The 20,970-nt window shown below is 64.5% G+C and carries 15 protein-coding genes; 5 read left to right on the top strand and 10 right to left on the bottom strand.

Features of this window, described 5'->3' with window-relative positions:
• Positions 1-7: 7 nt before the first annotated feature.
• Positions 8-2,773, bottom strand: a complete 2,766-nt coding sequence (gene secA / locus ACSH0F_RS14750) for a preprotein translocase subunit SecA (RefSeq protein WP_435203863.1) — start codon at positions 2,771-2,773, stop codon at positions 8-10.
• 99 nt (positions 2,774-2,872) lie between these two features.
• Positions 2,873-3,145 carry a hypothetical protein gene (locus tag ACSH0F_RS14745; RefSeq protein WP_435203862.1) on the bottom strand — a complete coding sequence of 91 codons (273 nt, stop codon included), beginning with the start codon at positions 3,143-3,145 and terminating at the stop codon, positions 2,873-2,875.
• A 163-nt stretch (positions 3,146-3,308) separates the two neighbouring features.
• On the opposite strand from ACSH0F_RS14745, the gene ACSH0F_RS14740 reads away from it, so the two are divergent.
• From ACSH0F_RS14740 to ACSH0F_RS14725, 4 genes are read left to right on the top strand one after another with little or no spacing between them, the layout of a single operon-like run.
• A complete protein-coding gene (locus tag ACSH0F_RS14740; RefSeq protein WP_435203861.1) occupies positions 3,309-3,785 on the top strand; it encodes a hypothetical protein in 477 nt (158 codons plus the stop codon).
• Positions 3,698-5,368, top strand: coding sequence for a spermidine synthase (locus tag ACSH0F_RS14735; protein ID WP_435203860.1), 1,671 nt, complete (start codon positions 3,698-3,700; stop codon positions 5,366-5,368). Before ACSH0F_RS14740 ends, ACSH0F_RS14735 begins: the two co-directional genes overlap by 88 nt.
• Before the next feature lie 39 nt (positions 5,369-5,407).
• Complete coding sequence (gene argJ, locus ACSH0F_RS14730; RefSeq protein ID WP_435203859.1) at positions 5,408-6,634, top strand: bifunctional glutamate N-acetyltransferase/amino-acid acetyltransferase ArgJ; 1,227 nt, start codon at positions 5,408-5,410, stop codon at positions 6,632-6,634.
• A 5-nt stretch (positions 6,635-6,639) separates the two neighbouring features.
• Positions 6,640-7,440, top strand: coding sequence for an inositol monophosphatase family protein (locus tag ACSH0F_RS14725; RefSeq protein WP_435203872.1), 801 nt, complete (start codon positions 6,640-6,642; stop codon positions 7,438-7,440).
• Here the strand turns inward: ACSH0F_RS14725 and trxA are convergent.
• The 8 genes from trxA to ahcY all read right to left on the bottom strand — a co-directional run bounded on the left by trxA (position 7,437) and on the right by ahcY (position 20,254).
• Positions 7,437-7,757, bottom strand: a complete 321-nt coding sequence (gene trxA / locus ACSH0F_RS14720) for a thioredoxin (protein WP_278327032.1) — start codon at positions 7,755-7,757, stop codon at positions 7,437-7,439. The two genes, ACSH0F_RS14725 and trxA, sit on opposite strands and share 4 nt — an antisense overlap.
• A gap of 52 nt (positions 7,758-7,809) precedes the next feature.
• Complete coding sequence (gene addA, locus ACSH0F_RS14715; protein ID WP_435203858.1) at positions 7,810-11,289, bottom strand: double-strand break repair helicase AddA; 3,480 nt, start codon at positions 11,287-11,289, stop codon at positions 7,810-7,812.
• Entirely contained in the window at positions 11,286-14,291 is a 3,006-nt protein-coding gene (addB, locus tag ACSH0F_RS14710) for a double-strand break repair protein AddB (protein WP_435203857.1), read from the bottom strand. The genes addA and addB overlap by 4 nt, the downstream gene beginning before the upstream one ends.
• Positions 14,284-15,006 carry a nucleotidyltransferase family protein gene (locus ACSH0F_RS14705; RefSeq protein ID WP_435203856.1) on the bottom strand — a complete coding sequence of 241 codons (723 nt, stop codon included), beginning with the start codon at positions 15,004-15,006 and terminating at the stop codon, positions 14,284-14,286. The genes addB and ACSH0F_RS14705 overlap by 8 nt, the downstream gene beginning before the upstream one ends.
• A complete protein-coding gene (locus ACSH0F_RS14700; RefSeq protein ID WP_435203855.1) occupies positions 15,003-15,992 on the bottom strand; it encodes an aminoglycoside phosphotransferase family protein in 990 nt (329 codons plus the stop codon). The genes ACSH0F_RS14705 and ACSH0F_RS14700 overlap by 4 nt, the downstream gene beginning before the upstream one ends.
• Entirely contained in the window at positions 15,989-16,426 is a 438-nt protein-coding gene (tsaE, locus tag ACSH0F_RS14695) for a tRNA (adenosine(37)-N6)-threonylcarbamoyltransferase complex ATPase subunit type 1 TsaE (RefSeq protein WP_435203854.1), read from the bottom strand. The genes ACSH0F_RS14700 and tsaE overlap by 4 nt, the downstream gene beginning before the upstream one ends.
• Positions 16,423-18,765 carry a PAS-domain containing protein gene (locus ACSH0F_RS14690; protein ID WP_435203853.1) on the bottom strand — a complete coding sequence of 781 codons (2,343 nt, stop codon included), beginning with the start codon at positions 18,763-18,765 and terminating at the stop codon, positions 16,423-16,425. Before ACSH0F_RS14690 ends, tsaE begins: the two co-directional genes overlap by 4 nt.
• Before the next feature lie 73 nt (positions 18,766-18,838).
• Positions 18,839-20,254, bottom strand: coding sequence for an adenosylhomocysteinase (ahcY, locus tag ACSH0F_RS14685; RefSeq protein ID WP_435203852.1), 1,416 nt, complete (start codon positions 20,252-20,254; stop codon positions 18,839-18,841).
• Positions 20,255-20,478: 224 nt separating this feature from the next.
• On the opposite strand from ahcY, the gene ACSH0F_RS14680 reads away from it, so the two are divergent.
• Positions 20,479-20,958, top strand: a complete 480-nt coding sequence (locus ACSH0F_RS14680; RefSeq protein ID WP_435203851.1) for a peroxiredoxin — start codon at positions 20,479-20,481, stop codon at positions 20,956-20,958.
• Positions 20,959-20,970: the final 12 nt, after the last annotated feature.

The raw sequence follows: 20,970 nt of genomic DNA, 5'->3' as shown, positions 1-20,970 counted from the left end.
CTCATTCTCATGCCTGCGGAGCTGCGCCAATAGCGCCGTGGCAATGCTTGTACTTGTTGCCCGAGCCGCAGGGGCACGGCGCATTGCGGCTGATGTTCATATCGGCATAGGGATTTTCCGTCGCCGAACCGCCGGGACCGACGGCTGCCTGCGAGCTACCTGCCAACGCGCCGAAGAGCGCCTTGCGACTTTCCGATCCGTCGCCGTCCTCCGAATTGTCGAGTCCGGTGAGGGGGTCGATATGGCCGGTCAGGAAGTCCGGCAGTTCGGGCAGGTCGATCGGGGGCAGCGCCTCCGGCTCGCGAAGTTCGATACGCAGCAGCTTGTTGGTCACCGTCTCGCGCAGCTTGTCGAGCATGCTTTCGAACAGGATGAAGGCTTCCTGCTTGTACTCGTTGAGCGGCTGCTTCTGCGCATGGGCACGCAGGCCCACGACCTGCCGCAGCGCGTCGAGCGTCGCGAGGTGGTCTTTCCACTCGCTGTCGAGTTCCTGCAGCAGGATGCTCTTCTCGATCCGCCGCCACATGGCTGCATCGCCCGAAGCGAGCTTGCTGTCCATCGCCTGGTCGGCGGCCTCGCGGATGCGCTCCTCGATGATCTCCGGCTCGACCTGTTCTTCCTGGAGCCACTCGTCCAGCGGGAAGTTCATCCCGAGAACCTCTTCGGTCTGTTCCTTGAGGCCCTCGATATCCCACTGCTCCGGATAGGAGCCCGGGGGGCAGGCATTGGACACCAGCGAATTGATCGCATCGTGGCGCATGTCGACGACCACATCATCGACCGCTTCGCTATCCATGATCTCGGCGCGTTGTTCATAGATGACCTTGCGCTGATCGTTCATCACGTCGTCGTATTGGACGACCTGCTTGCGGACCTCGTAATTGCGCGCCTCGACCTTCTTCTGCGCGGTCTCGATGGCCTTGGAAAGCCACTTGGACCCGATGGCCTCGCCGTCCTCGAGGTTGGAGTTCATCATCTTCGAGAACAGCGTATCCGGCCCGAAGATACGGAGCAGATCATCTTCGAGACAGAGGTAGAACCGGCTCAGGCCAGGATCGCCCTGACGACCCGAGCGTCCGCGCAGCTGGTTATCGATGCGGCGGCTCTCATGCCGCTCCGTGCCGAGCACGAAGAGCCCGCCGGCATCGAGCACGCGTTGCTTTTCCTCCGCGACCTCGTCCTTGATCTTGGCGATGGCCGCGTCTTTTTCAGGGCCGTCCGGCATGTCGGCCAGCTCGTCGCCGATACGGAAATCGACATTGCCGCCTAGCTGGATGTCCGTGCCGCGGCCGGCCATGTTGGTCGCGATGGTGACGGCGCCGATGCGGCCCGCCTGCGCCACGATATGCGCCTCGCGCTCGTGCTGGCGGGCATTCAGGATCTCGTGCTCGACGCCTTCCTGGTTGAGGAATTCGCTCAGCAGCTCGGACTTTTCGATCGACACCGTGCCGACGAGAACCGGCTGACCGATCTCGTTCTTCTCGCGGATCGCTTTGGCGATGGCGCGGAACTTGTCCTGCGTGTTCTTGTAGAACTCGTCGTCCTCGTCGATGCGCTGGACGGGAACGTTGGTCGGGATTTCGACCACGTTCATTTTGTAGATGTCCCAGAATTCCGCCGCTTCGGTGGCTGCCGTACCGGTCATGCCGGACAGTTTGGGATACATGCGGAAATAGTTCTGGAAGGTGATCGAGGCGAGCGTCTGGTTCTCCGGCTCGATCTTCACGCCTTCCTTGGCCTCTACCGCCTGGTGAAGGCCGTTCGACCAGCGGCGACCGTCCATCATGCGGCCGGTAAACTCGTCGATGATGACGACCTTGTCGTCCTTGACGATGTAGTCGGTGTCCTTCTTGAACATATGCACGGCACGCAGGGCCTGGTCGAGATGGTGCACGACCTGGGTGTTTTCCACGTCGTAGAGGTTCTCGGTTTCGAGCAAGCCGCGCTCGATAAGCAGCTTCTCGACCTCCTCGGTGCCTTCTTCGGTCAGCTGGATGCTGCGCTGCTTCTCGTCCTTCTCGTACCAGTCCTCGGGGAAGGTCTTCACCACCTCGTCGATCGAGATATAAAGGTCGGACTTATCCTCGGTCGGACCGGAGATGATCAGCGGGGTGCGCGCTTCGTCGATCAGGATCGAATCGACCTCGTCGATTACCGCGAAATTGAAGGGGCGCTGCACCATCTGGCTGCGCTCGTGCTTCATATTGTCGCGCAGATAATCGAAGCCGAGCTCGTTATTGGTCGAGTAGGTAACGTCGGAATTGTAGGCTTCACGCCGCTCGAACTCGTTGAGGTTCGGAACGATCACCCCGACCGTGAGACCGAGGAACTGGTGCAAGCGGCCCATCCACTCGGCGTCGCGGCGAGCGAGGTAGTCGTTGACCGTCACGACGTGGACGCCCTTGCCCTCGATCGCGTTGAGGTAGGTGGCGAGCGTCGAGACCAGCGTCTTGCCCTCACCCGTCTTCATCTCGGCAATCTCGCCGCGGTGGAGCACGATGCCGCCGACCATCTGTACGTCAAAGTGGCGCATGCCGAGCACACGGACCGAAGCTTCGCGCACGGTGGCAAAGGCTTCGGGCAGAATGTCGTCCAGCGTCTTGCCATCGGCCAGCTGCGCGCGGAACTTCTCGGTCTGGGCAGCCAGCTCTTCGTCGGAAAGCGCCTGCAGTTGCGGCTCGAGCGCGTTGATCTGGTCGACGATCTTGCCGAGCGATTTGACGTAACGATCGTTGGACGAGCCGAAGACGGCTTTCATCACGGAATTGAACATGGAACGGGGTGCCCCTGAATCTGGTAGGCTGTGTCTATAGATGGAATGCCCGCGCACACCTGCAGTGCCGGGTCTTGGAATACTGGCGCGGTAGAAGCCTTATTCGAAGGCGCGGTCGGGCCCGAACATCACGGTCGGGATGACGACGGTGACGGTACTGGCCGGCCGACACGGCCGCGCTTTTTCTCCGCGGGCCTTGCGCTGCCGCTCCCGCTCTTCGCAAGAGGCGATGTCACCCTTGGCCGGCTGGTCGGCCCGCTGGCTCTGCTCCAGCGCGACGCCGAGCGTACCTGCCGCAGACACATGCACCGGCGCACCGACCGCGGTCAGGCCTGTGATGATCGCCAGAAATGTGAGCAGGCGCTTCAGCATACTCGACACAAGATAGCGTGAATGGCCGAATTGTCTACCGTCCGCCCTTTCGGCCCACAGGCCTGCCGCATCCGACGCGACATCTTTACCTGCTGGTAACCATACTTCCGATAGCACCCGGCACGCGGTGGGCGATGCACGCCCGACACCGGGGGGAAATGAATTGACCGACATCACTGCCGACAATGCCGCATTCGCTGGCGGCAATGGAACTCAAACGACTGCGGAGAAAGCGATCGACGACAATCCGGCAGTAGTCCGCCGGCTGATCCTTGCCGCATTCACGATGCTGTTCGTGGAGCTTGCACTGATCCGCTGGCTGGGCGCCAATGTCGTGCACCTGTCCTATTTCTCGAATTTCGTCCTGCTCGGCTCGTTCCTCGGCATCGGCGCCGGTTTCCTGATCAGCCGCAAGAGCTGGTCGATCTGGCCGTTTTCCCTGCCCCTGCTCGCGGTGCTGGTCATCGCCGTGGTCAAATTCCCGGTTACGATCGAACAGAGCGGTTCGGACATCATCTATTTCTCCTCGCTCAAGGTTTACGGCCCGCCCGCGTGGCTCGCGCTGCCGCTGGTATTCGTGACGGTGCTGCCATCCTCGCCGGTCCAGCCGAGCTGGTCGGACGTTGCTTTGCCAAACTGACCCCGCTCACCGCCTATCGCTGGGACCTCATCGGCTCGCTCGCCGGCATCCTGACCTTCACCGCGCTCAGCTTCCTTCGTGCACCGTCGATCGTCTGGGGGCTAATGGCCATCGTGCCCTACCTGGTTCTTACCGATCCCAAGCGCCGTCTGGTCAGCCTAGCATGGTGCGTGGCCCTTCTGGTGCCGCTGGGCCAGGAGAGCCTGCGCGACGACATCTACTGGTCGCCCTATTACAAGGTCGAAACCACGGCCAAGGAAGGCATGCCGGGCTTCATGGAAATCCGCGCCAACCGCGTGCCGCATCAGCTGATGGCTCCCGCCCAGTGGAAGATCGAGCAGGGCGAACACATCTACGAGATGCCATACAACCGCTTGCCGGTCGGCGATCTCGGCAATGTCCTGATCATCGGCGCAGGGTCCGGCTCGGACGTGGCCATTGCCTTGTCCAAGGGTGCGCAATCGGTCGATGCGGTCGATATCGATCCGGTTATCATGGAACTGGGTGCGGCGCACAATATCGACCGCCCCTATGATGATCCGCGCGTCACCCGCCATGTCGATGATGGCCGCGCATTCCTGCAGAACACCGACAAGAAATACGATCTGGTGCTCTTCGCCCTGCCCGACTCGCTAACCCTGGTGAGCGGTGCGTCGCAGATCCGCCTCGAAAGCTTCCTCTTCACCGACGAAGCCCTGCAATCGGTCAACCGCGTGCTGACCGAGGACGGTGCCTTCGCCATGTACAATTACTACCGCGAGGACTGGCTGATCGACCGCTTGGCCGGTACCGCGGCCAAGGCTTTCGGCCACGCGCCCTGCGTCGATACGTTCGCTGGGCAGCAGGCCGTCATTTCGGTCGCGAAGCAAGAGTCGTCGCAGACCTGCGGTGCAGCGTGGACACCCAGCGCGTCGGCCGAGGAAATCGGCACGGTCAGCGACGATGCCCCATTCCTCTATTTCCGCGGCAATGGCTTCCCGCCGCTCTATGCGATCACTCTGTTCGGCATCCTCGCCGTCACCGTGCTGACCGTGCGTGTGCTGGGTGGGCCGTTGAAGGAAATGCGCCCCTATGCCGACCTGTTCTTCATGGGCGCAGCCTTTTTGCTGCTGGAAACGAAGAACATCGCAACCTTTGCGCTGCTCTTCGGCACCACGTGGTTCGTGAACGCGCTCGTCTTCGCAGGCGTACTCGTGGTGGTGCTGGCTGCGGTCGAGACCGAGCGCAAGTTCAAGACTCCGCCATTGAAGGTCGTCTTTGCCGCCATCGCGGTGTCGCTGGCTGCGGCCTGGGTGATCAAGCCGGAGTGGCTGCTCGCGCTTTCCTTCTGGCCGCGCCTGATCGCGGGGACGGTTCTGGCGTTCCTGCCGATCTATCTCGCGAATATCGCCTTCGCAAAGCGCTTCCGGGAATCGTCCAATTCGCAGAGCGCCTTCGCGCTGAACCTGATCGGGACCATCGTGGGCGGCTGCCTCGAGTATCTCGCGCTGTTCAGCGGGTACAACAATCTGCTGATCGCCACGCTGCTGCTCTACGGCCTTGCCTTCTGGCTGGTGCCGCGCGGGGCCGCCCGCACCGCCTGACGCTTGGCAAAGCGATTGTCGGGGGGTAGCGCGCGAGGCATGGACCTCGCCCGCTCTCCCCTCGCCGTTTCCTTTCCCGAGCTGCCCGCCATCGGGGGTGTAACTTTGCGTGTCGCAAGGGCGCACTACAAAAATTGGGACCGCTGCGATCTGACGCTGGTGGAGCTGGCTCCGGACACGAGCGTTGCAGGCGTATTCACCAAGAGCGCGTGTGCTTCCAGCGAGGTCGAACTCGGCCGGGAGCAAGTAAAGCTTGGTCAGGCCCGCGCGCTTGTCGTCAATGCAGGCAATTCCAATGCCTTCACCGGCCATCGCGGGCGCGAAACGGTCGAGCAGATCATGGCCCAGGTGGCTGGCGCGCTAGACTGCGAGCCGAGCGACGTGTTCGTTTCGTCGACCGGAGTGATCGGAGTGCCGCTGCCGAAGGACAAGGCGCGAGCGGGGATCGACGCGGCCCTCGAGGCGCAACCCTGCGGCTGGCGAGATGCGACCGATGCCATCGGCACGACCGACACTTTTGCAAAGGGTGCCGGTGCTTCGGCTATCGTCGGCGAAACGCGGGTCGAACTGGCGGGGATCATCAAGGGTAGCGGCATGATCGCGCCCGACATGGCGACGATGCTCGGCTATGTCTTCACCGACGCGGCGGTGGAGCCTGCCTTCCTGCAGGAAATGCTGGATAAAGCGAACGCCGCGACCTTTTCCTGCATTACCGTCGATGGCGACACATCGACCAGCGACACGGTGTTGGTTTTCGCGACCGGGATAGCCGGGAATGCGACGCTGGCAGGTTGGGACGATGCCGGTGCCAACGCCTTCTACGCCGCCCTGCTCGAGGTCTGCCGGACGCTGGCGCAGCTGGTCGTGCGGGATGGCGAAGGGGCGCAAAAGTTCATCGAGATCGCAGTTTCCGGCGCGGAGAGCGATGACAGTGCGCGCCGCGTAGGTCTTGCGATTGCCAATTCGCCGCTGGTGAAGACGGCAATCGCGGGCAGCGATGCGAACTGGGGCCGCGTCGTAATGGCAGTGGGCAAGGCTGGCGAGCCGGCAGATCGCGACCGGCTTTCCATCGGCTTCGGCGGGACATGGGCGGCGAAGGACGGCCAGCCCCTGCCCGATTACGACGAGGGCCCGGTGGCAGAACATCTGGCCGGACAGGAAATTCGAATGGACGTCGATCTGGGGATCGGCGAAGGCCGCGCGACGGTGTGGACCTGCGATCTGACGCACGGATACATCTCGATCAACGCCGACTATCGCTCGTGAGCGACATCGACGCTCTGCATTCGGCGGTTGAACGACTGCTGCAGGAAACGACCGAGAAGGCGATCCTCCCACATTACCGCAATCTCGCGGACAGCGACATCGAGGACAAGGGCGGCAACGATCCGGTCACCATCGCCGACCGCGAAAGCGAGGCCATGCTGAGCGAGGGACTGCCTCGGATCATTCCCGGCTTGGCCATGGTCGGCGAGGAAGCGGCCCATACCGATCCGACTGTCCTCGACCGTTTGTCCGGCGACTGCTGGATCGTCGACCCGATCGACGGCACCCGCAACTTCGCAGCCGGGAAGCCTCCCTTCGGGATCCTAATTGCGATGGCCTCGGGCGGAGAGGCGCATACCGGCTGGATCTACGATTGTCTGACGGGCCGCCTCTGCACCGCCCATCGCGGGAAAGGGGCTTTCATCGATGGTCAGAAGGTGTCGGCGCGATCGACTAACGGGAAACGTCCAGTGGCGGCCATTTCGCTCGTCTTCATGGACGACTCCCGGCGCGAAGCCACAAGGGCGCATATCGCGCCGCATTACGACTTGGTCGACATCCCCTATTGCGCGGCGGAGCAATATCCGCGGCTCGCACTAGGCGTGAACGACGTGTCGATCTTCGAACGGACGCGGGCATGGGACCACGCCGCCGGAGCGCTGTGGCTCAACGAAGCGGGCGGAAAAGCAGCGCGGCCCGATGGCTCACCCTATCGCGTGGACGAGGTGGGCCGAACGGGTCTGCTGGGTGCGTCCAGCCCCGCCCTGTGGGACGAGCTGGCCGAACGTTATGCGAAACTGGATTAGAGCTCGCCTTCGAGCCACTGCTTGAGCTGACCCTTGGGCGCAGCGCCGCGCATGTGTGCGGCCGGTTCGCCGTTCTTGAACAGCACCAAATAGGGGATCGACTGGACGCCCATGCCGCCCGGCACTTCCGGGTTTTCCATGATGTCCATCTTGGCGATGGTGACCTTGTCGCCCAGTTCCTCGCTCAGTTCTTCGAGCGCGGGTGCGATCATCTTGCACGGGCCACACCAGTCGGCCCAGAAATCGACCAGCACGGGCTTGTCGCTTTCCAGCACGTCGGACTTGAAGCTGGCGTCGGTTACGGCGGTAGTGGCCATGGGGTATCTCCTGAAATTCTCTGTCGCGAACCCATTTGGGGGTGGGCGTCGATTACTCAACGGATGGCAGGGCAAAGCTTTCCTGCCGCGCTGCAAACGCGCCCTTGTAGGCATCGAGGCGCGCGGGCGGCAAGGCGATCAGCTGCGGCGTCTGGGTATAGAGCACTGCGGCTTCGACCGCGCGCCCTGGGTAGATCATCTCCAGCGCAGCGACGTAGGCCGCCATCTGGCGCATCGTGCTGTCCGGGATTTCATCGAGGTCCGATGGTGGCCGCCGCGCGGTCTTGAAATCGACGACCGTCACTGTGTCGGCTGTCACCAGCAGTCGGTCGGCCGTGCCCATGACGACCTGCCCTTCTACCGTGGCAGCCAAGGGTATCTCGGCCAGCGCGTCCGGCCCGAAGATCGCGCCGAAGTTCGGGTGATCGAGTACCGACAGTGCCCGATCGAGCATCTCCTCGCGCGCCTCGGCATCGAAGTCGCCGCCCTGCCGTGCGAGCCATTCGCGCGCACGATCGGCGCGCTGGTCGGGCGCGACCTGCGGCATTCGTTCGAGCAGCGCGTGGATCAGCGTGCCTCGGCGCGCCGCTTGTGCCGCATGATCGGGCGGCAGCGGCGGATCGCTTCCCTCCACTTCGCCGAGGCCCGAGGGCGAAAGGGGGCGTGGCGGGCGCGGTTCGGGGCCGACCGGCGTGGTTGCCCAGACCGGTAGTTGCGGGATGGCGTTTGTCGCGACTTTGGCACTCACCGGCACCGATGGCCCCAGTGCACCGATCTCCCAGCGTGCGCCCCAGATGTCGTCCTCAAGTCCCTCGTCCGCATCGAACAGGTCGCGCAGCCGAGCATACCAGCTATCCTCATGCGGCCCGTTCTTCGCATCGCGCGGGCCGAGCGATCCGCCGATGAAAAGCGCTTCCTCCGCGCGGGTCATCGCGACATAGAGCAGCCGCCAGTGCTCCTGCATCGCCTTAGCTGTTTCCTCCGCATCGACCTCGGCGACCGGCCCTACCTTCTCGTCTTTCGTTAGACCGGGCAGCGGAACGGCGCGAGCATCGTCCGCTCCTAACGGACGGTCTTCCAGCGCCAGTTCCCCTGCCGCATCGGGGCGGATGGCCGTATCGGCGAGGATCACGATCGGTGCTTGCAGACCCTTGGAGCCGTGCACGGTCATCACCCGCACCTGGTCCCCGCCCTCGCCTGCTTCGCGCTTCAACTCGCCGTCGCCCGCATCGAACCAGCGGATGAAGCCCTGCAGGCTGGCGACATGCGCGCTGGCATAGGCATTCGCGGCGTTGAGCAATTCGTCGATCGGATCGTTCGCCTCGCGGCCGAGCCTCGCGACAAGCCTGCGGCGGCCATCCATCGGCCCCACGAGTATCCAGTGCAGCAATTGCTGCGGACTGTCGAAGTCGGCGCGGCGCAGGATCTCGCGCAAGGACGCGACAGTTTCTTGCACCAGCGGCGCCTCGCTCTCGCGCAGATGCTCCCACAAACGCATCTTCGGCGGCCGGAAGCCGTGCTCCAGCAGGTCCTCCTGCGACCAGCCGATCAGCGGCGACACCAGCAGCGAGGCGAGCATCAAATCGTCGAGCGGCTGGGCTGCGAACCGGATCGCCGCCATCAAATCCTTTACCGCAAGCGGATTGCCCAAGCGCAGGCGATCGACGCCCGCCACCTGCACTTTATGGCGATAGAGCCGCGCCACAATCAGCGCGGCCAGCTCGCGCCGCTTCTGAACGAGGATCATGATGTCGCCCGCCGTGGCGCGGCGCGGCTCGTCCTTGGACAGGGTGAAGCCCGGGCCATCCTCGTCGAGCCATTGCCTGACCTGTCGCGCGATCTTGTCCGCCATCATGCGGTCGTGGCGGGCGAGCCAGCTATTGCCCTGCTCACCATCGTCCGCAGCGTCCTCCGCGACGCGCACGTCCTTCCACAGCGTCACCAGCCCTGGCTTGTCGCTGCCGACATGCGGCTCGTCCGGTCGATCTAGGCCGAGACCATCATGCCCGATCGCATCGATGGCGCGATCCACGAAATCCAGCACCACGGCATTGGTGCGATAGCTGCGTTCCAGCCCGTATTTGCGTAGCGGAGACAGGTTTGGAGCGTCGCGCAGCGAGGATGCGGCCGCCACTGCAGTGTTGATGCGTTCTTCGAACCAGTCCCGTGCGCTGCGGAAATTCTCCGGGCTGGTGCCTTGGAAACCGAAGATCGCCTGTTTGTAGTCGCCGACCGTGAATATCGTGCGGACTGCGTTCCCGCGCGCACCTTCGCCGGAGAAATAATCGTCCGTCAGCGCCTTGATGATCGCCCATTGCGCGCTGTTGGTGTCCTGCGCTTCGTCCACGAGGATATGGTCGAAGCTGCGGTCGAGCTTGTAGCGGATCCAGTCCGCCATATCGCTGCGCGAGAGAAGCTCGGCAGCCCGCGCAATCAAGTCGTCGAAATCGACCAGTCCCTCGCGCTGCTTGGCCTCCTGCCATTTGAGGGCAAAGGCCCGGCCCGCTTCAAGCTGCGGCGCGAGAAACCCCGCAAGATCGAACAGCGCCTTGCGTTCGCTTACCCGCCGGACCCCATCGACGACGCTGGCGATCAGCCCCGGATATGCCGGGTCGATCTTCTCGAGATTGGACAATCTGCTCGGCTCGCCCTTCTTCGTCAGCAGGGTCCCAAAAAACCCAACGATGGTCGCGAGCCGCTGGTCCAAACCAGCCGCCAACCAAGATGCGGCGAAGTCCGTATTCTTGAGCCCCGTCGGCGTTCCCCACTCCGCATTGGCCCTGCTGCAAGCGAGCAGGTCTCCGACAGGAAATACTTCGTCGGAACAGGCGTCGGCAATCCAGGCTTCGTCGGCATCGCTCGGAACGCCGAGCAGCCGGCGCACGCGGGACTGCATCGGGGGCTGCCAGCTGCCCGGTCCTTCCCACAATTCCATGTGGCGCGCGCAGCGCATCAACCATGCGCGCACGGCATCCGGACCCTTGCGCCGGCTCATCTCGCCTACCGCTTCGAGAATGCGGGGATCGCCCTCCTGCAAGAGGTCGTGCAGCACCTCGCGGCTCAGCAAATCGCGCTCGCGGTCTTCCATCGGGCGCGATCCCGGCAGAAGCCCCGCCTCTCCCGGGAAGGCTGCGAGCAGATATTGCGCAAAAGCATGGATCGTATCGATCCGCAGCCCGCCGCCCGGACAATCGAGCACGCGCGCGAACAGCGCACGGGCGCGCGATTGAGTCCCCGGATCGATCGGAGCGCCCAGATAGCCCAGCTCCTCGGCGAGCCTGACCGCATCCATCCGCACCCAGCGCGCCAGCACCGAATTGACGCGCACCGCCATCTCCGCCGCGCCAGCCTTGGTAAAGGTCAGGCACAATATCTGCGACGGGTCCGCTCCCGGCTCCAGCAACAGGCGAAGCACGCGCGCGGAGAGGACCTGCGTTTTGCCGGTGCCCGCGCTGGCCGAGAGCCAGACGCTGTCCTGCGGCTCGACCGCCGGGCGCTGCTTGCCCTGCAGGGGATAGACAATGCCGCTCACGCCGCGCCCTCCCCGTCCTGCGTCGCGATCCACTCATCGAGGCGCATCAACTGGTCGTAAGTATCATAGGCCGGATAATCGGGGTTTTCGCGCGCCGTGAAGGGATCGGAGCCCTTGACGAAGCGCCCAATCGCTTCGGACAGCTTCGCAGCGGTCAGCGGTAGGAACTCCTCTGGCGGCACACCGCTGCGCTTGTTGCCCACCTTCAGCGGCACTTCGACATAGCCGAAACCATGCGCGTTCTCGCCCTTGGCTTTGCCCAGCGACCAGTATTCGTAGCTCTCCGGATCGCCCGCAAGGCCTTCGAACCCGCCACGTTCTGCAATCAGGCCGAGTATGCCGAGTTGCAGCGCGAAGCCCCGCTCGACCATGGCAGCGCTGGGCGGTGAACTGGTCTTGTAATCGACGATGGCGAGGCCGCCATCGGGCAGCCTGTCGATCCGGTCCGCCCGGCCATGGACGCGGACATCGTCGTAGGTCATCGCGCCCTTCTTCTCGACCGCCAGCACCTTGCGTTCCGGGGCTGCATCGACCTGCTCCTCTATCCAGCGCAGCGCTGCCTCCAGCCGCGGTTGCCATAGCCTGCGCGTCACGGGGTCGGCGCCCTCCTCTTCCAGCACCCTGTCCATGATGGGGGCCAGACGGGTGGACGGATCGCTCTCGCGGGCTTCGTGCCAGCGCTGGAGGACCAAGTGCGCGGCGTTGCCCTGCCACAGCGGCCCGGCTTCTGCATCGAGCGCGTCGAGGTCGCTCAATTGCAGTATTTTCTGCGCATAGAACTGGTACGGATCGCCGAGCAGGCGGTCGAGCGCGGTGGCCGAGATGTCGACATCGCGCTGCTCCGCAGTCGGTGTCGGCGCGGGCCGCGAGTGCGGTTCCATCGGCTCGGTCCGCCCCATCGCGCGCGCGAGTTCTACCATCCGACGTTCGCGATGATCCTCCGCAAGGCTGCCGAGCAAGGCTTCGACCCGTAGGAGGAAGCGCGAAGGGATGGTCGGGCCGCTTTCGTCACGCTCGGCCCGACTCAGCACAACTTGCGGTGCGCCGAGAGCCCCGGCGAGATCGTGTGCGGACAGGCCGAGCCGGAAGTCGCCTCCGGGAACGCCGAGTCCGCGGAGCAAGGGCGGTGCCAGCAGCGAGTCCACGCTACCGCGAGGCGGCCAGCTACCTTCGTTTAGGCCTCCGCAGATGACGAGATCCGCGCGGTTCATGCGACTTTCGAGCAGGCCGAGTACCTGCACGCGGGCATGGCCGCCATAGGGTGGGCGCACCGCGACCTGTTCCATCGCATCGCGAAGGGCGACGGAAGCCTCCTTGCGCGCCAGCGTGAAATTCACTTCGCGCGCATTGGCGCGCATATCTTCGACAAATTGGGCGAGCGAACGGCCGTCTTCGCGCGCCCACAGAACCTCGCCGCACAGCGCTTCTCCGGCGAGCACTAGCGCGTCGAGCAGATCGGCAAGCGCAACCTCATCCGGCAGGTCCAGCAAGGGGGCGACCACCGTCTCGACCTGCAACCACCAGTCAGCAACTTGCGGGTGGCTATTGGCAAGCTTCGCTACGATCTTGCGTACCGGTTCGAGACTGCCGGTCATACGGGGTCCGCGCAGTTCGCGCTCGACCCGGCGCAGCTGGCGCAGCCATGTCCCGCGCTCCATGTCGCCGCGAACGAGCGGGTGGCCGAGCAGCGCCATCAGCGGAACGGGCGCGGCATCCTCCGCCATTACCTCGGCGAGCAGCAGTAGCAGCCGGCCCGCCGCAGTCGCCGACAGCGGACGTCCCGCAGAATCGTCGGCTACGATGTTCCACCGTTCAAGATGATGGACGACCCGCCGCGCCAACCCGCGATCCGCAGTCACGACCGCCACACGGTGCTCAGGCGCATCGACTGCCTCACGCACCAGCAGCGCGATCGCCTGCGCCTCTTCCTCCGGGTTGGCCGTCGTCATCAGACGCACACCCGAGAGGCGTCGCTTCTCCGCCGGAAGATCGATCCAGCCCTTGCTAGCTTCTGGCGGCAGGAACAGCGAGCCGATCGCATGGCTGCGCTCCGGCGGAGCGGCGGTCATGCCCTTGCGGTGCCACGGCTGCACCTCCTCGCGCCGGATCGCCATGCGATTGAGCAGCAATTTGAGGTGATATTGTGGGTGGGTGACCGCATCATCCTTCGCGAACGGCGTGTCTCCCGGCTCGGGCGCGGCACCAGCCCTGCCCAGTTCCTCCCACGTCGCCTGATCCATCGTCAGATCGAAATCGGGAAGGATTACCGCTCCGTGCGGCATATGGGCAATCACCCGCAGCAGGTTTGCGAGCGACGGGGCTGCGCTGGTCACACCTGCGGCGATCACCGGCGTGGCGGGCGGTTCCCTGCGCCACGAAAGAGCAGCGTGGTCGAACAGGCGGTTCCGCCGCGCGGCCTGATCGAGCATGCCCAACGCGTCCAGTTCGGCGAGCCATCTTGCCTGCACGGTCGCGAAAAGACGCAGGCTGTCCTGCCAATGCGAGGCGAGCGAGCCGAACAGGTCAAGCACCTGGTCGCCGACCAGCTCCTCCGGACCGACCCCTTCGACCATCAGCCGGTACATGGTCGATGCAGCCTCCCGCGCGAGGCGCAGGAGGCCCGCGCCGCCCGGGGCCTTTTCGCCCAGTTCCTGACCGATCAGCTGCGCCAATCGGAACAGCCGCCGCTGCGGATCGATCGCCGGGGGAATGTCGCTCGCGCCGAGCGGATCGAGCAGCGGGCCGAGCGTCTCGTCGAGGTCGAGATCGCCGATGATCGCCATGCGCGGCATCAGCAGGCCGCTCTCGCCAGCATCACCCGCGTGGCGGATGAACGCCTCCGAGATCGTGCGGCGCGCCCGGTTGCTCGGGAGGAGCAGCGTAAGGCGCGCGAGACCGAAGTCCGGCTCGCGATAGCGCGGCACAAGGCCTGCCACGAGGGCATCGGCAAAACCGCGGTGTGCGGCGATGGAATAGATGCTGGGTTCGGGGCGCTCAGCCACCCCGCAGCGCTTCCTCGGTCGGCGCGATGTGCTGCGGCGTGCCGACTTCGTACCATTCGCCGGTGAAGGCGAGGCCGAACAGCCGCCCTTCCCCGATCGCCCGATCCCACAGGATATTGGTCGAAAACTTGCCTTCGGGCGCATCGCGGAGCAGACGGTGCGACACGACCTGTATGCCGGTGTAGATGAAGGGCGCGATCCGCTCCGGCTGCTTGCGGGTCAGCCGCCCAGCGGCATCCATATAGAAGTCGCCCGTGCCGTCGAAATTGAAGGCCCGGACGTGGCTCACCACTAGTAGCAGCGCGTCCATCTGCTCGGGATCCCAGCGCGCCGAAAGCTCGGCAAAAGCGTTACGCGGGCCGTCGAGCCATATACTGTCGGCATTGCAGGCGAAGAAGGGGTCGGGCAGCTGGCCGGCGGCCTGAGCCTTCACCATGCCGCCGCCGGTTTCAAGCAATTGCTCGCGCTCGTCGGAGAAGCTGATCGCCGGCGCCTCGCGCGGCCCGACATGCGCCTCGATCGCATCGGCGAGATAGTGGACATTGACCAGCGCCTTTTCGATCCCCGCGTCCTCGATGCGGTCGAGCGCACGGTCGATCAGCGGCTTGCCTGCCACCCGCACGAGGGGTTTGGGCGTCGTGGCCGTCAGCGGGCGCATCCGCTTGCCGAGCCCGGCGGCCATGAGCATCGCGGTATCGGAGACGAGTTCGCTCATGTTATCTGGCCGCCTCCGTTCTCGCGAAGCTCGGCCGGGATGTTCGCCGCGAACCACGCCGCGAGAGGTGCCGCGACCGGATGCGCGAGGTCGCGCTCCATCGCGTGCCATACGCGCGGGATCATCGCGAGATAGCGGGACTTTCCGTCGCGCTTGTAGAGGCGAGTGAAGATGCCGACGATCTTCGCATTCCGCTGCGCGCCGAGCCGCGCGTAGTCCGCCTCGAAATGCTCGCCAGGATCGGCTGCAGCGCGGTAGCGGCAGAGCATGTCGTGTTCGAGCTGCTGCGAGACGTCGCGGCGCGCATCCTGCAGCAGGCTGACGAGATCGTAAGCCGGATGCCCGACCAGCGCGTCTTGGAAATCGATCAGCCCCTGCTCGCCGCCGAGTGTGCCCGGCTCCAGCAGCATGATATTTTCAGCATGATAATCGCGCAGCACGGTGACGCCGGGGTCCTGCCGCGACAGCAATGGCTCCAGCACCTCGCGCCAGGCTGCGGTCCAGCCCTTCTGATCGACCTCGAGACCTGCGGCGGGGCAGTACCATTCGGTGAAGAGGTCGACCTCGCGTAAATAGCTCGCCATATCGTATGGCGGGAACGGCCCTGGCGGCAGCGTGTGCAGCGCGACCAGCGCCTCGATCGCACCGGCATAGATGCCGTGCTCGTCGTCGGGATGATCGTCGATCCATTCGCGCACGCGGTGATCGCCGAAATCCTCGGTCAACACCCATCCGGCGTCCGCATCCTGAAGATAGATTTCCGGCCCCCGCATCCCGTTTGCCGTGAGCCAGTCCGCGACATGCAGGAACGGTTTCGGATCTTCCTCCGGTGGCGGCGCATGCATCAGCATCGCGCTGCGATCGCCCAGGCGGAGGCGGAAATAGCGGCGGAAACTGGCATCGCCGATGAGCGGGGCGATCTCGGCCCCCTCCCATTCGGTATCGCCGAGAAATGCGTGAAGTCCGTGGGGTAGCGTTGCGCTCATGGCCAGCGGCTTTGCCAAGTCTCGCCTGCGGTTACAACGGCTTCGCGCCCTTCGCCCACTTTTTCGAGCGCTACGGAAAGGCAGCCCGGCTCTTGGGCGAACCCGCCCGCATGATCGGGCCACTCCGCGATCAGTGCGGCACCGTCGCGGTAATCGTCGAGGCCCAACTCGTGCACTTCGTCCGGATGGCGGAGGCGGTAGAAATCGGCATGCACTATAGGCGGGTGCAAGCCGTCATAAGTCTCGATGATGGTGAAGGTCGGTGACGGCACTTCGCCCTGATGGCCGAGAGCGGCAATGATGGCGCGCGCCAGCGTCGTCTTTCCGGTGCCGAGATCGCCGGTCAGCGCGACGACATCGCCCGGCTGGAGCAAGCTTGCAATCCGCGCACCCAAGGCTTCCATCGCGGCGAGATCGGGTAAGGCAATCGTCATGGCAGCGTGATGGTCGCGGTCGTGCCGGAACTCGGGCGGCTGACGATTTCGAGCTTGCCGTCATGCGCCTCGATCAACTGCCGTGCGAGCGGGATGCCGAGGCCATGCCGCCGTTCGATCCCCTTGCCATCCGCCGCCATGCGGATGCCTTCGAGCGCCCGCGCCAGTTCATGCTGGTTCATGCCGCGGCCATTATCGGAGATCACGATCTTCGTCTCGCCGCGCGACTTACCGAGCTCGACAAGGATACGGCCTCCCTGCGGGGTCGCCGAGATGGCATTGTCGAGCAAGTTGGCGATTGCGCGGCGGAGCTGTTGCGGATCGGCTGTCACGACCTTGCCTGCCCCGCCCTTCAGATCGAGCGTGAGGCCGCCGTCGACGATCCGCTTTTCCTCCGCCCGCACCACTTGCGTGATGAAGGGCAGCAGCTCGATCTTGGCTGTGTTCAGCGGCATCAGCCCCGCTTCGCTTTGCGACAGGTCGAGGACGTTTTCGACCTGCTCGGTCAGCTTGCCGACCGACAGCGAGATGGCCTGCACATATTCCACCGCTTGCGGACTGAGTTCGCCGGCGATGCCGCTGGAGAGCAGTTCGGCGAAACCACCGATGGAAGTCAGCGGTGTGCGGAATTCATAGCTCATATTGGCGAGGAAGCGGGTCATCACGGCATCCGCTTCCTCGAGCGCCCGGTTCCGCTCGCGCAGCGCCTCTTCGGCCTGCTGCGATGCCGTCACGTCGAGGATGGTGAGCAGCCCATTGCCATCGGGCAGAGGCACCCCTTCGAGATCGAGCGTGCGTCCATCCGCCAATTCCACCCGCGCCGTGCGCTTCTTGCGGTCCAGCGTGGCCGAGCGAATGGTATTGCCGACTACGTCGATAGCCCCGGGATCGGCGAGATTGCCTGCGATCGCTTCCAGCAGGTCTTCCGCCTGCGGATGCCCATCGACGACTTCCGGTTCCAGCCCCCAGGCGCCGGGGAAGCTGCGGTTCCACAACTCCAAGTGGCCGTCGGGTGCGAATACCGCGAGCGCCTCGAACAGGCTGTCGAACGTCGCGGTGCGCGTCCGCAACAGGGTGTCGCGCGTGGCCGACAGGGCGAGTTGCTCGGTCCGGTCTTCGGCGATCATCACCAGGCCGCCATCAGGCAGCGGTTGGGCGACGACGCGCAAATGCGTGCTGTCGGAAAGCGGCCAGGCTTCCTCATGCGGTTCGTCGCGCTGGAACCAGTTCACCAGTTCGTTGCGCCACGATGGGAAATCCCGGACTTCGGGGATGCGCCCCGCCTCGCGCGCGATCAGCAGCATGTGCTCGAACGTCGTGCGATCGTTCACCACACCCGGCGGGAGGGCGAAAACGCGGTGGAACGGCTGGTTCGCAAAGGTCATGCGGTGCTGCGCATCGAACTGCGCAACGCCGATGGAGAGCTGGTCGAGCATGGAGCGCTGCGCTTCGCGGAAAGCCCGGAATTCGCGGGCCTGCTCTTCCATCTCTTCGATATCGACCGCGTAACCGGCAATGCCCTCGCCGACCAACGGCAGGTCGGTAACGCGGATCGTGCGCCGTGCTTCGTTGATCGTGGCCGACACGATGCGCTCGATCGGCTGGCGGCGGTCGGCGGCCTGCTGGGCGACTTGCGATGCGCTGCGGCCGCCGACGGTCTCGACCAGCTCGACCTGCTTGGTCACCACCTCGTCCGCGCTCTGCGCGCCGACAGCTTCGACATAAGCGCGATTGACGAGGCGAAGCTTCATGTCGCCACCGCGAAACCACATGGGCATGGGCGCCGCTTCGATGAGGCCGACGAGCGCGCCGAAATCGTCCTTCGCACGGGCCGCTTCCTCGCGCAGCTGGCTGAGCTCGGTCTGGCTCTCGCTATAGTCGAAAACCCAGACCAGCGCGGCGCCGTTGGGCGAAACGGCCGGGTCGGCCAGCGTTCCACTCAGCGTGAGTGCGCGCTCCGATCCCGGCACGGCTAGCGACATACGGAACGGCTTGGCCGTCTTCTGTGTGCGACGAACCTTGCTCGTCAGCTCTTCGACCTGTTCTTCGCTAAGGCCGTTGCCATCGGCGCCGGTCAGCTCGCTGAGGAATTCGGGCACTTTCGCAAGGCCCAGCCAGCGCGCGAAGCGGTCGGGCGCTTCGATCCGGCCATCGGCCCGCACGAGCAATGGAACCGCAGGCGATTCCTCCAGCATCCGCGCCATCCGCAGCGCCGACTTGCGGGTGGAGGCGAACTTCTGTTCCCGCCCGCTCGCGCGCAACATCACCCAGACCGCCGCGGCGGTCCAGAGGGCAAGCAACAACCCGACGAGGGCTAGCAATGCAGGCGATATTTCCATTACCTGCCAGCTATGCCGCCTGTCGCGGGGATGCAATGGCAAGCCATTGCAACTCCCCGCAAAGGATCATCGATCAGTAGCGATAATGTTCGGGCTTGAACGGCCCTTCGACCGGAACGCCGATGTAGTCGGCCTGCTTCTGGCTGAGCTCGGTCAGCTTCACGCCGAGCTTGTCGAGATGCAGCGCCGCGACCTTCTCGTCGAGGTGCTTGGGGAGGACGTAGACGTCGTTCTTGTACTCGTCGCCCTTGGTCCACAGCTCGATCTGCGCCAGCGTCTGGTTGGTGAAGCTGAAGCTCATCACGAAGCTCGGGTGGCCGGTCGCGCAGGCGAGGTTCACCAGGCGCCCCTGGCCGAGCACGATGATTTCCTTGCCGTCGGGAAACTTGACGAGGTCGGTGCCGGGCTTGAGTTCGGTCCACTCGTAATTGTCGAGTGCCGAGATCTGGATCTCGCTGTCGAAGTGGCCGATGTTGCAGACGATCGCCTTGTCCTTCATCGCCTTCATGTGTTCGGCGGTGATGACGTGTTCGTTGCCGGTGGCGGTGCAGAAGATGTCCGCGACCTTCACGGCTTCTTCCATGGTGACGACTTCGAAGCCGTCCATCGCCGCCTGCAGCGCGCAGATCGGATCGATTTCGGTCACGAGTACGCGCGCGCCGCCATTGCGGAGCGACTGGGCCGAACCCTTGCCGACATCGCCGAAGCCGGCGACGCAGGCGACCTTGCCCGAGAGCATGACGTCGGTCGCGCGGCGGATGGCGTCGACCAGCGACTCGCGGCAGCCGTAGAGGTTGTCGAACTTCGACTTGGTGACGCTGTCGTTCACGTTGATCGCCGGGAACGGGAGCTTGCCCTGCTTGGCGAGGTGGTAGAGTCGGTGAACGCCGGTCGTGGTTTCTTCCGAAACGCCGACGATGTTCTTCACCGAGTTGGTCAGGTAGCCCGGGCGGTCCTTGAGGAAGGCCTTGAGCGCGCGCTGGAATTCGATTTCCTCGGCATTCTGCGGCTCGGGCAGTTCCTCGCCGGCTTCGATGCGGGCGCCCCAAAGGGCGAACATGGTCGCATCGCCGCCATCATCGAGGATGATGTTGGCGGTCCGGTCGGGGTCCTCATCCGTGGACCAATCGAAGATCTTGCCGACATAGTCCCAGTAATCGGCCAAGCTTTCGCCCTTGATCGCGAACACCGGAATATCTTGTGCTGCGATGGCAGCGGCCGCATGGTCCTGGGTCGAGAAGATGTTGCAGGTTGCCCAGCGCACGTCGGCGCCCAGCGCGACCAGCGTTTCGATCAGCACGGCGGTCTGGATGGTCATATGAAGCGAGCCGGTGATGCGCGCGCCCTTCAGCGGCTGCTCTTCGCCATATTCCTCGCGCAGGGCCATCAGGCCCGGCATTTCGGTTTCGGCGATATTGATTTCCGCGCGGCCATAATCGGCCAGCGCGATGTCCTTGATGACGTAGTCGGAAAATGCGGTCACGCTCATGTCCTCGAGAGATATTTGAAAAGAATGGCCTCGCACGCGGAAGGGGCGATGCCGTATGGCGCCGCCCCTACCCCCTCCCTCGGGCGAAAGCAATTCTCGGCGCCTGCCGCTCGGGCCGCCGCCAGGCGAGTGTCCGACGAGCTGGTTTTCGCCGGGACACCGGTTGCATGGGCGGCCCGCGCGGCCTACCTCGGCACCGGACGGGACAGACAAGGAATTCAGCGATGACGATTTCGGTGGGCGACAAGCTGCCCGATGTGACCATGGTCAAGGCGACGGAAAACGGCCCCGAGCAGGTTCAGTCCGGCGAGTATTTCAAGGGTAAGACGGTAGCCCTGTTCTCGGTTCCGGGTGCCTTCACGCCGACCTGTTCGGCGCGCCACCTCCCCGGCTATGTCGAAAAAGCCGACGAGCTGAAAGCCAAGGGCGTCGACGAGATTGTCGCTACGGCCGTCAACGATGCCTTCGTAATGGGGGCCTGGAAGTCGTCTGCTGGCAGTGACGACATCACCATGCTTGCCGATGGCAATGGCGACTTCGCGGAAGCGGTCGGTCTCACCATGGATGGCTCGGGCTTCGGCATGGGCAAGCGCGGACAGCGTTACTCGATGGTGGTCGAGGATGGCGTGGTGAAAGAACTCAACGTCGAAGCGCCGGGCGATTTCTCGGTGTCCAGCGCGGAGCATATGCTCGGCCAGCTCTGACGACGAAAGCCG

The sequence above is a fragment of the Qipengyuania sp. 902 genome (assembly GCF_051195295.1).
GTDB lineage: Bacteria > Pseudomonadota > Alphaproteobacteria > Sphingomonadales > Sphingomonadaceae > Qipengyuania.
The sequence above is the reverse complement of the archived record's forward strand: the minus strand, read 5'-3'. Positions and strand labels throughout refer to the sequence as shown.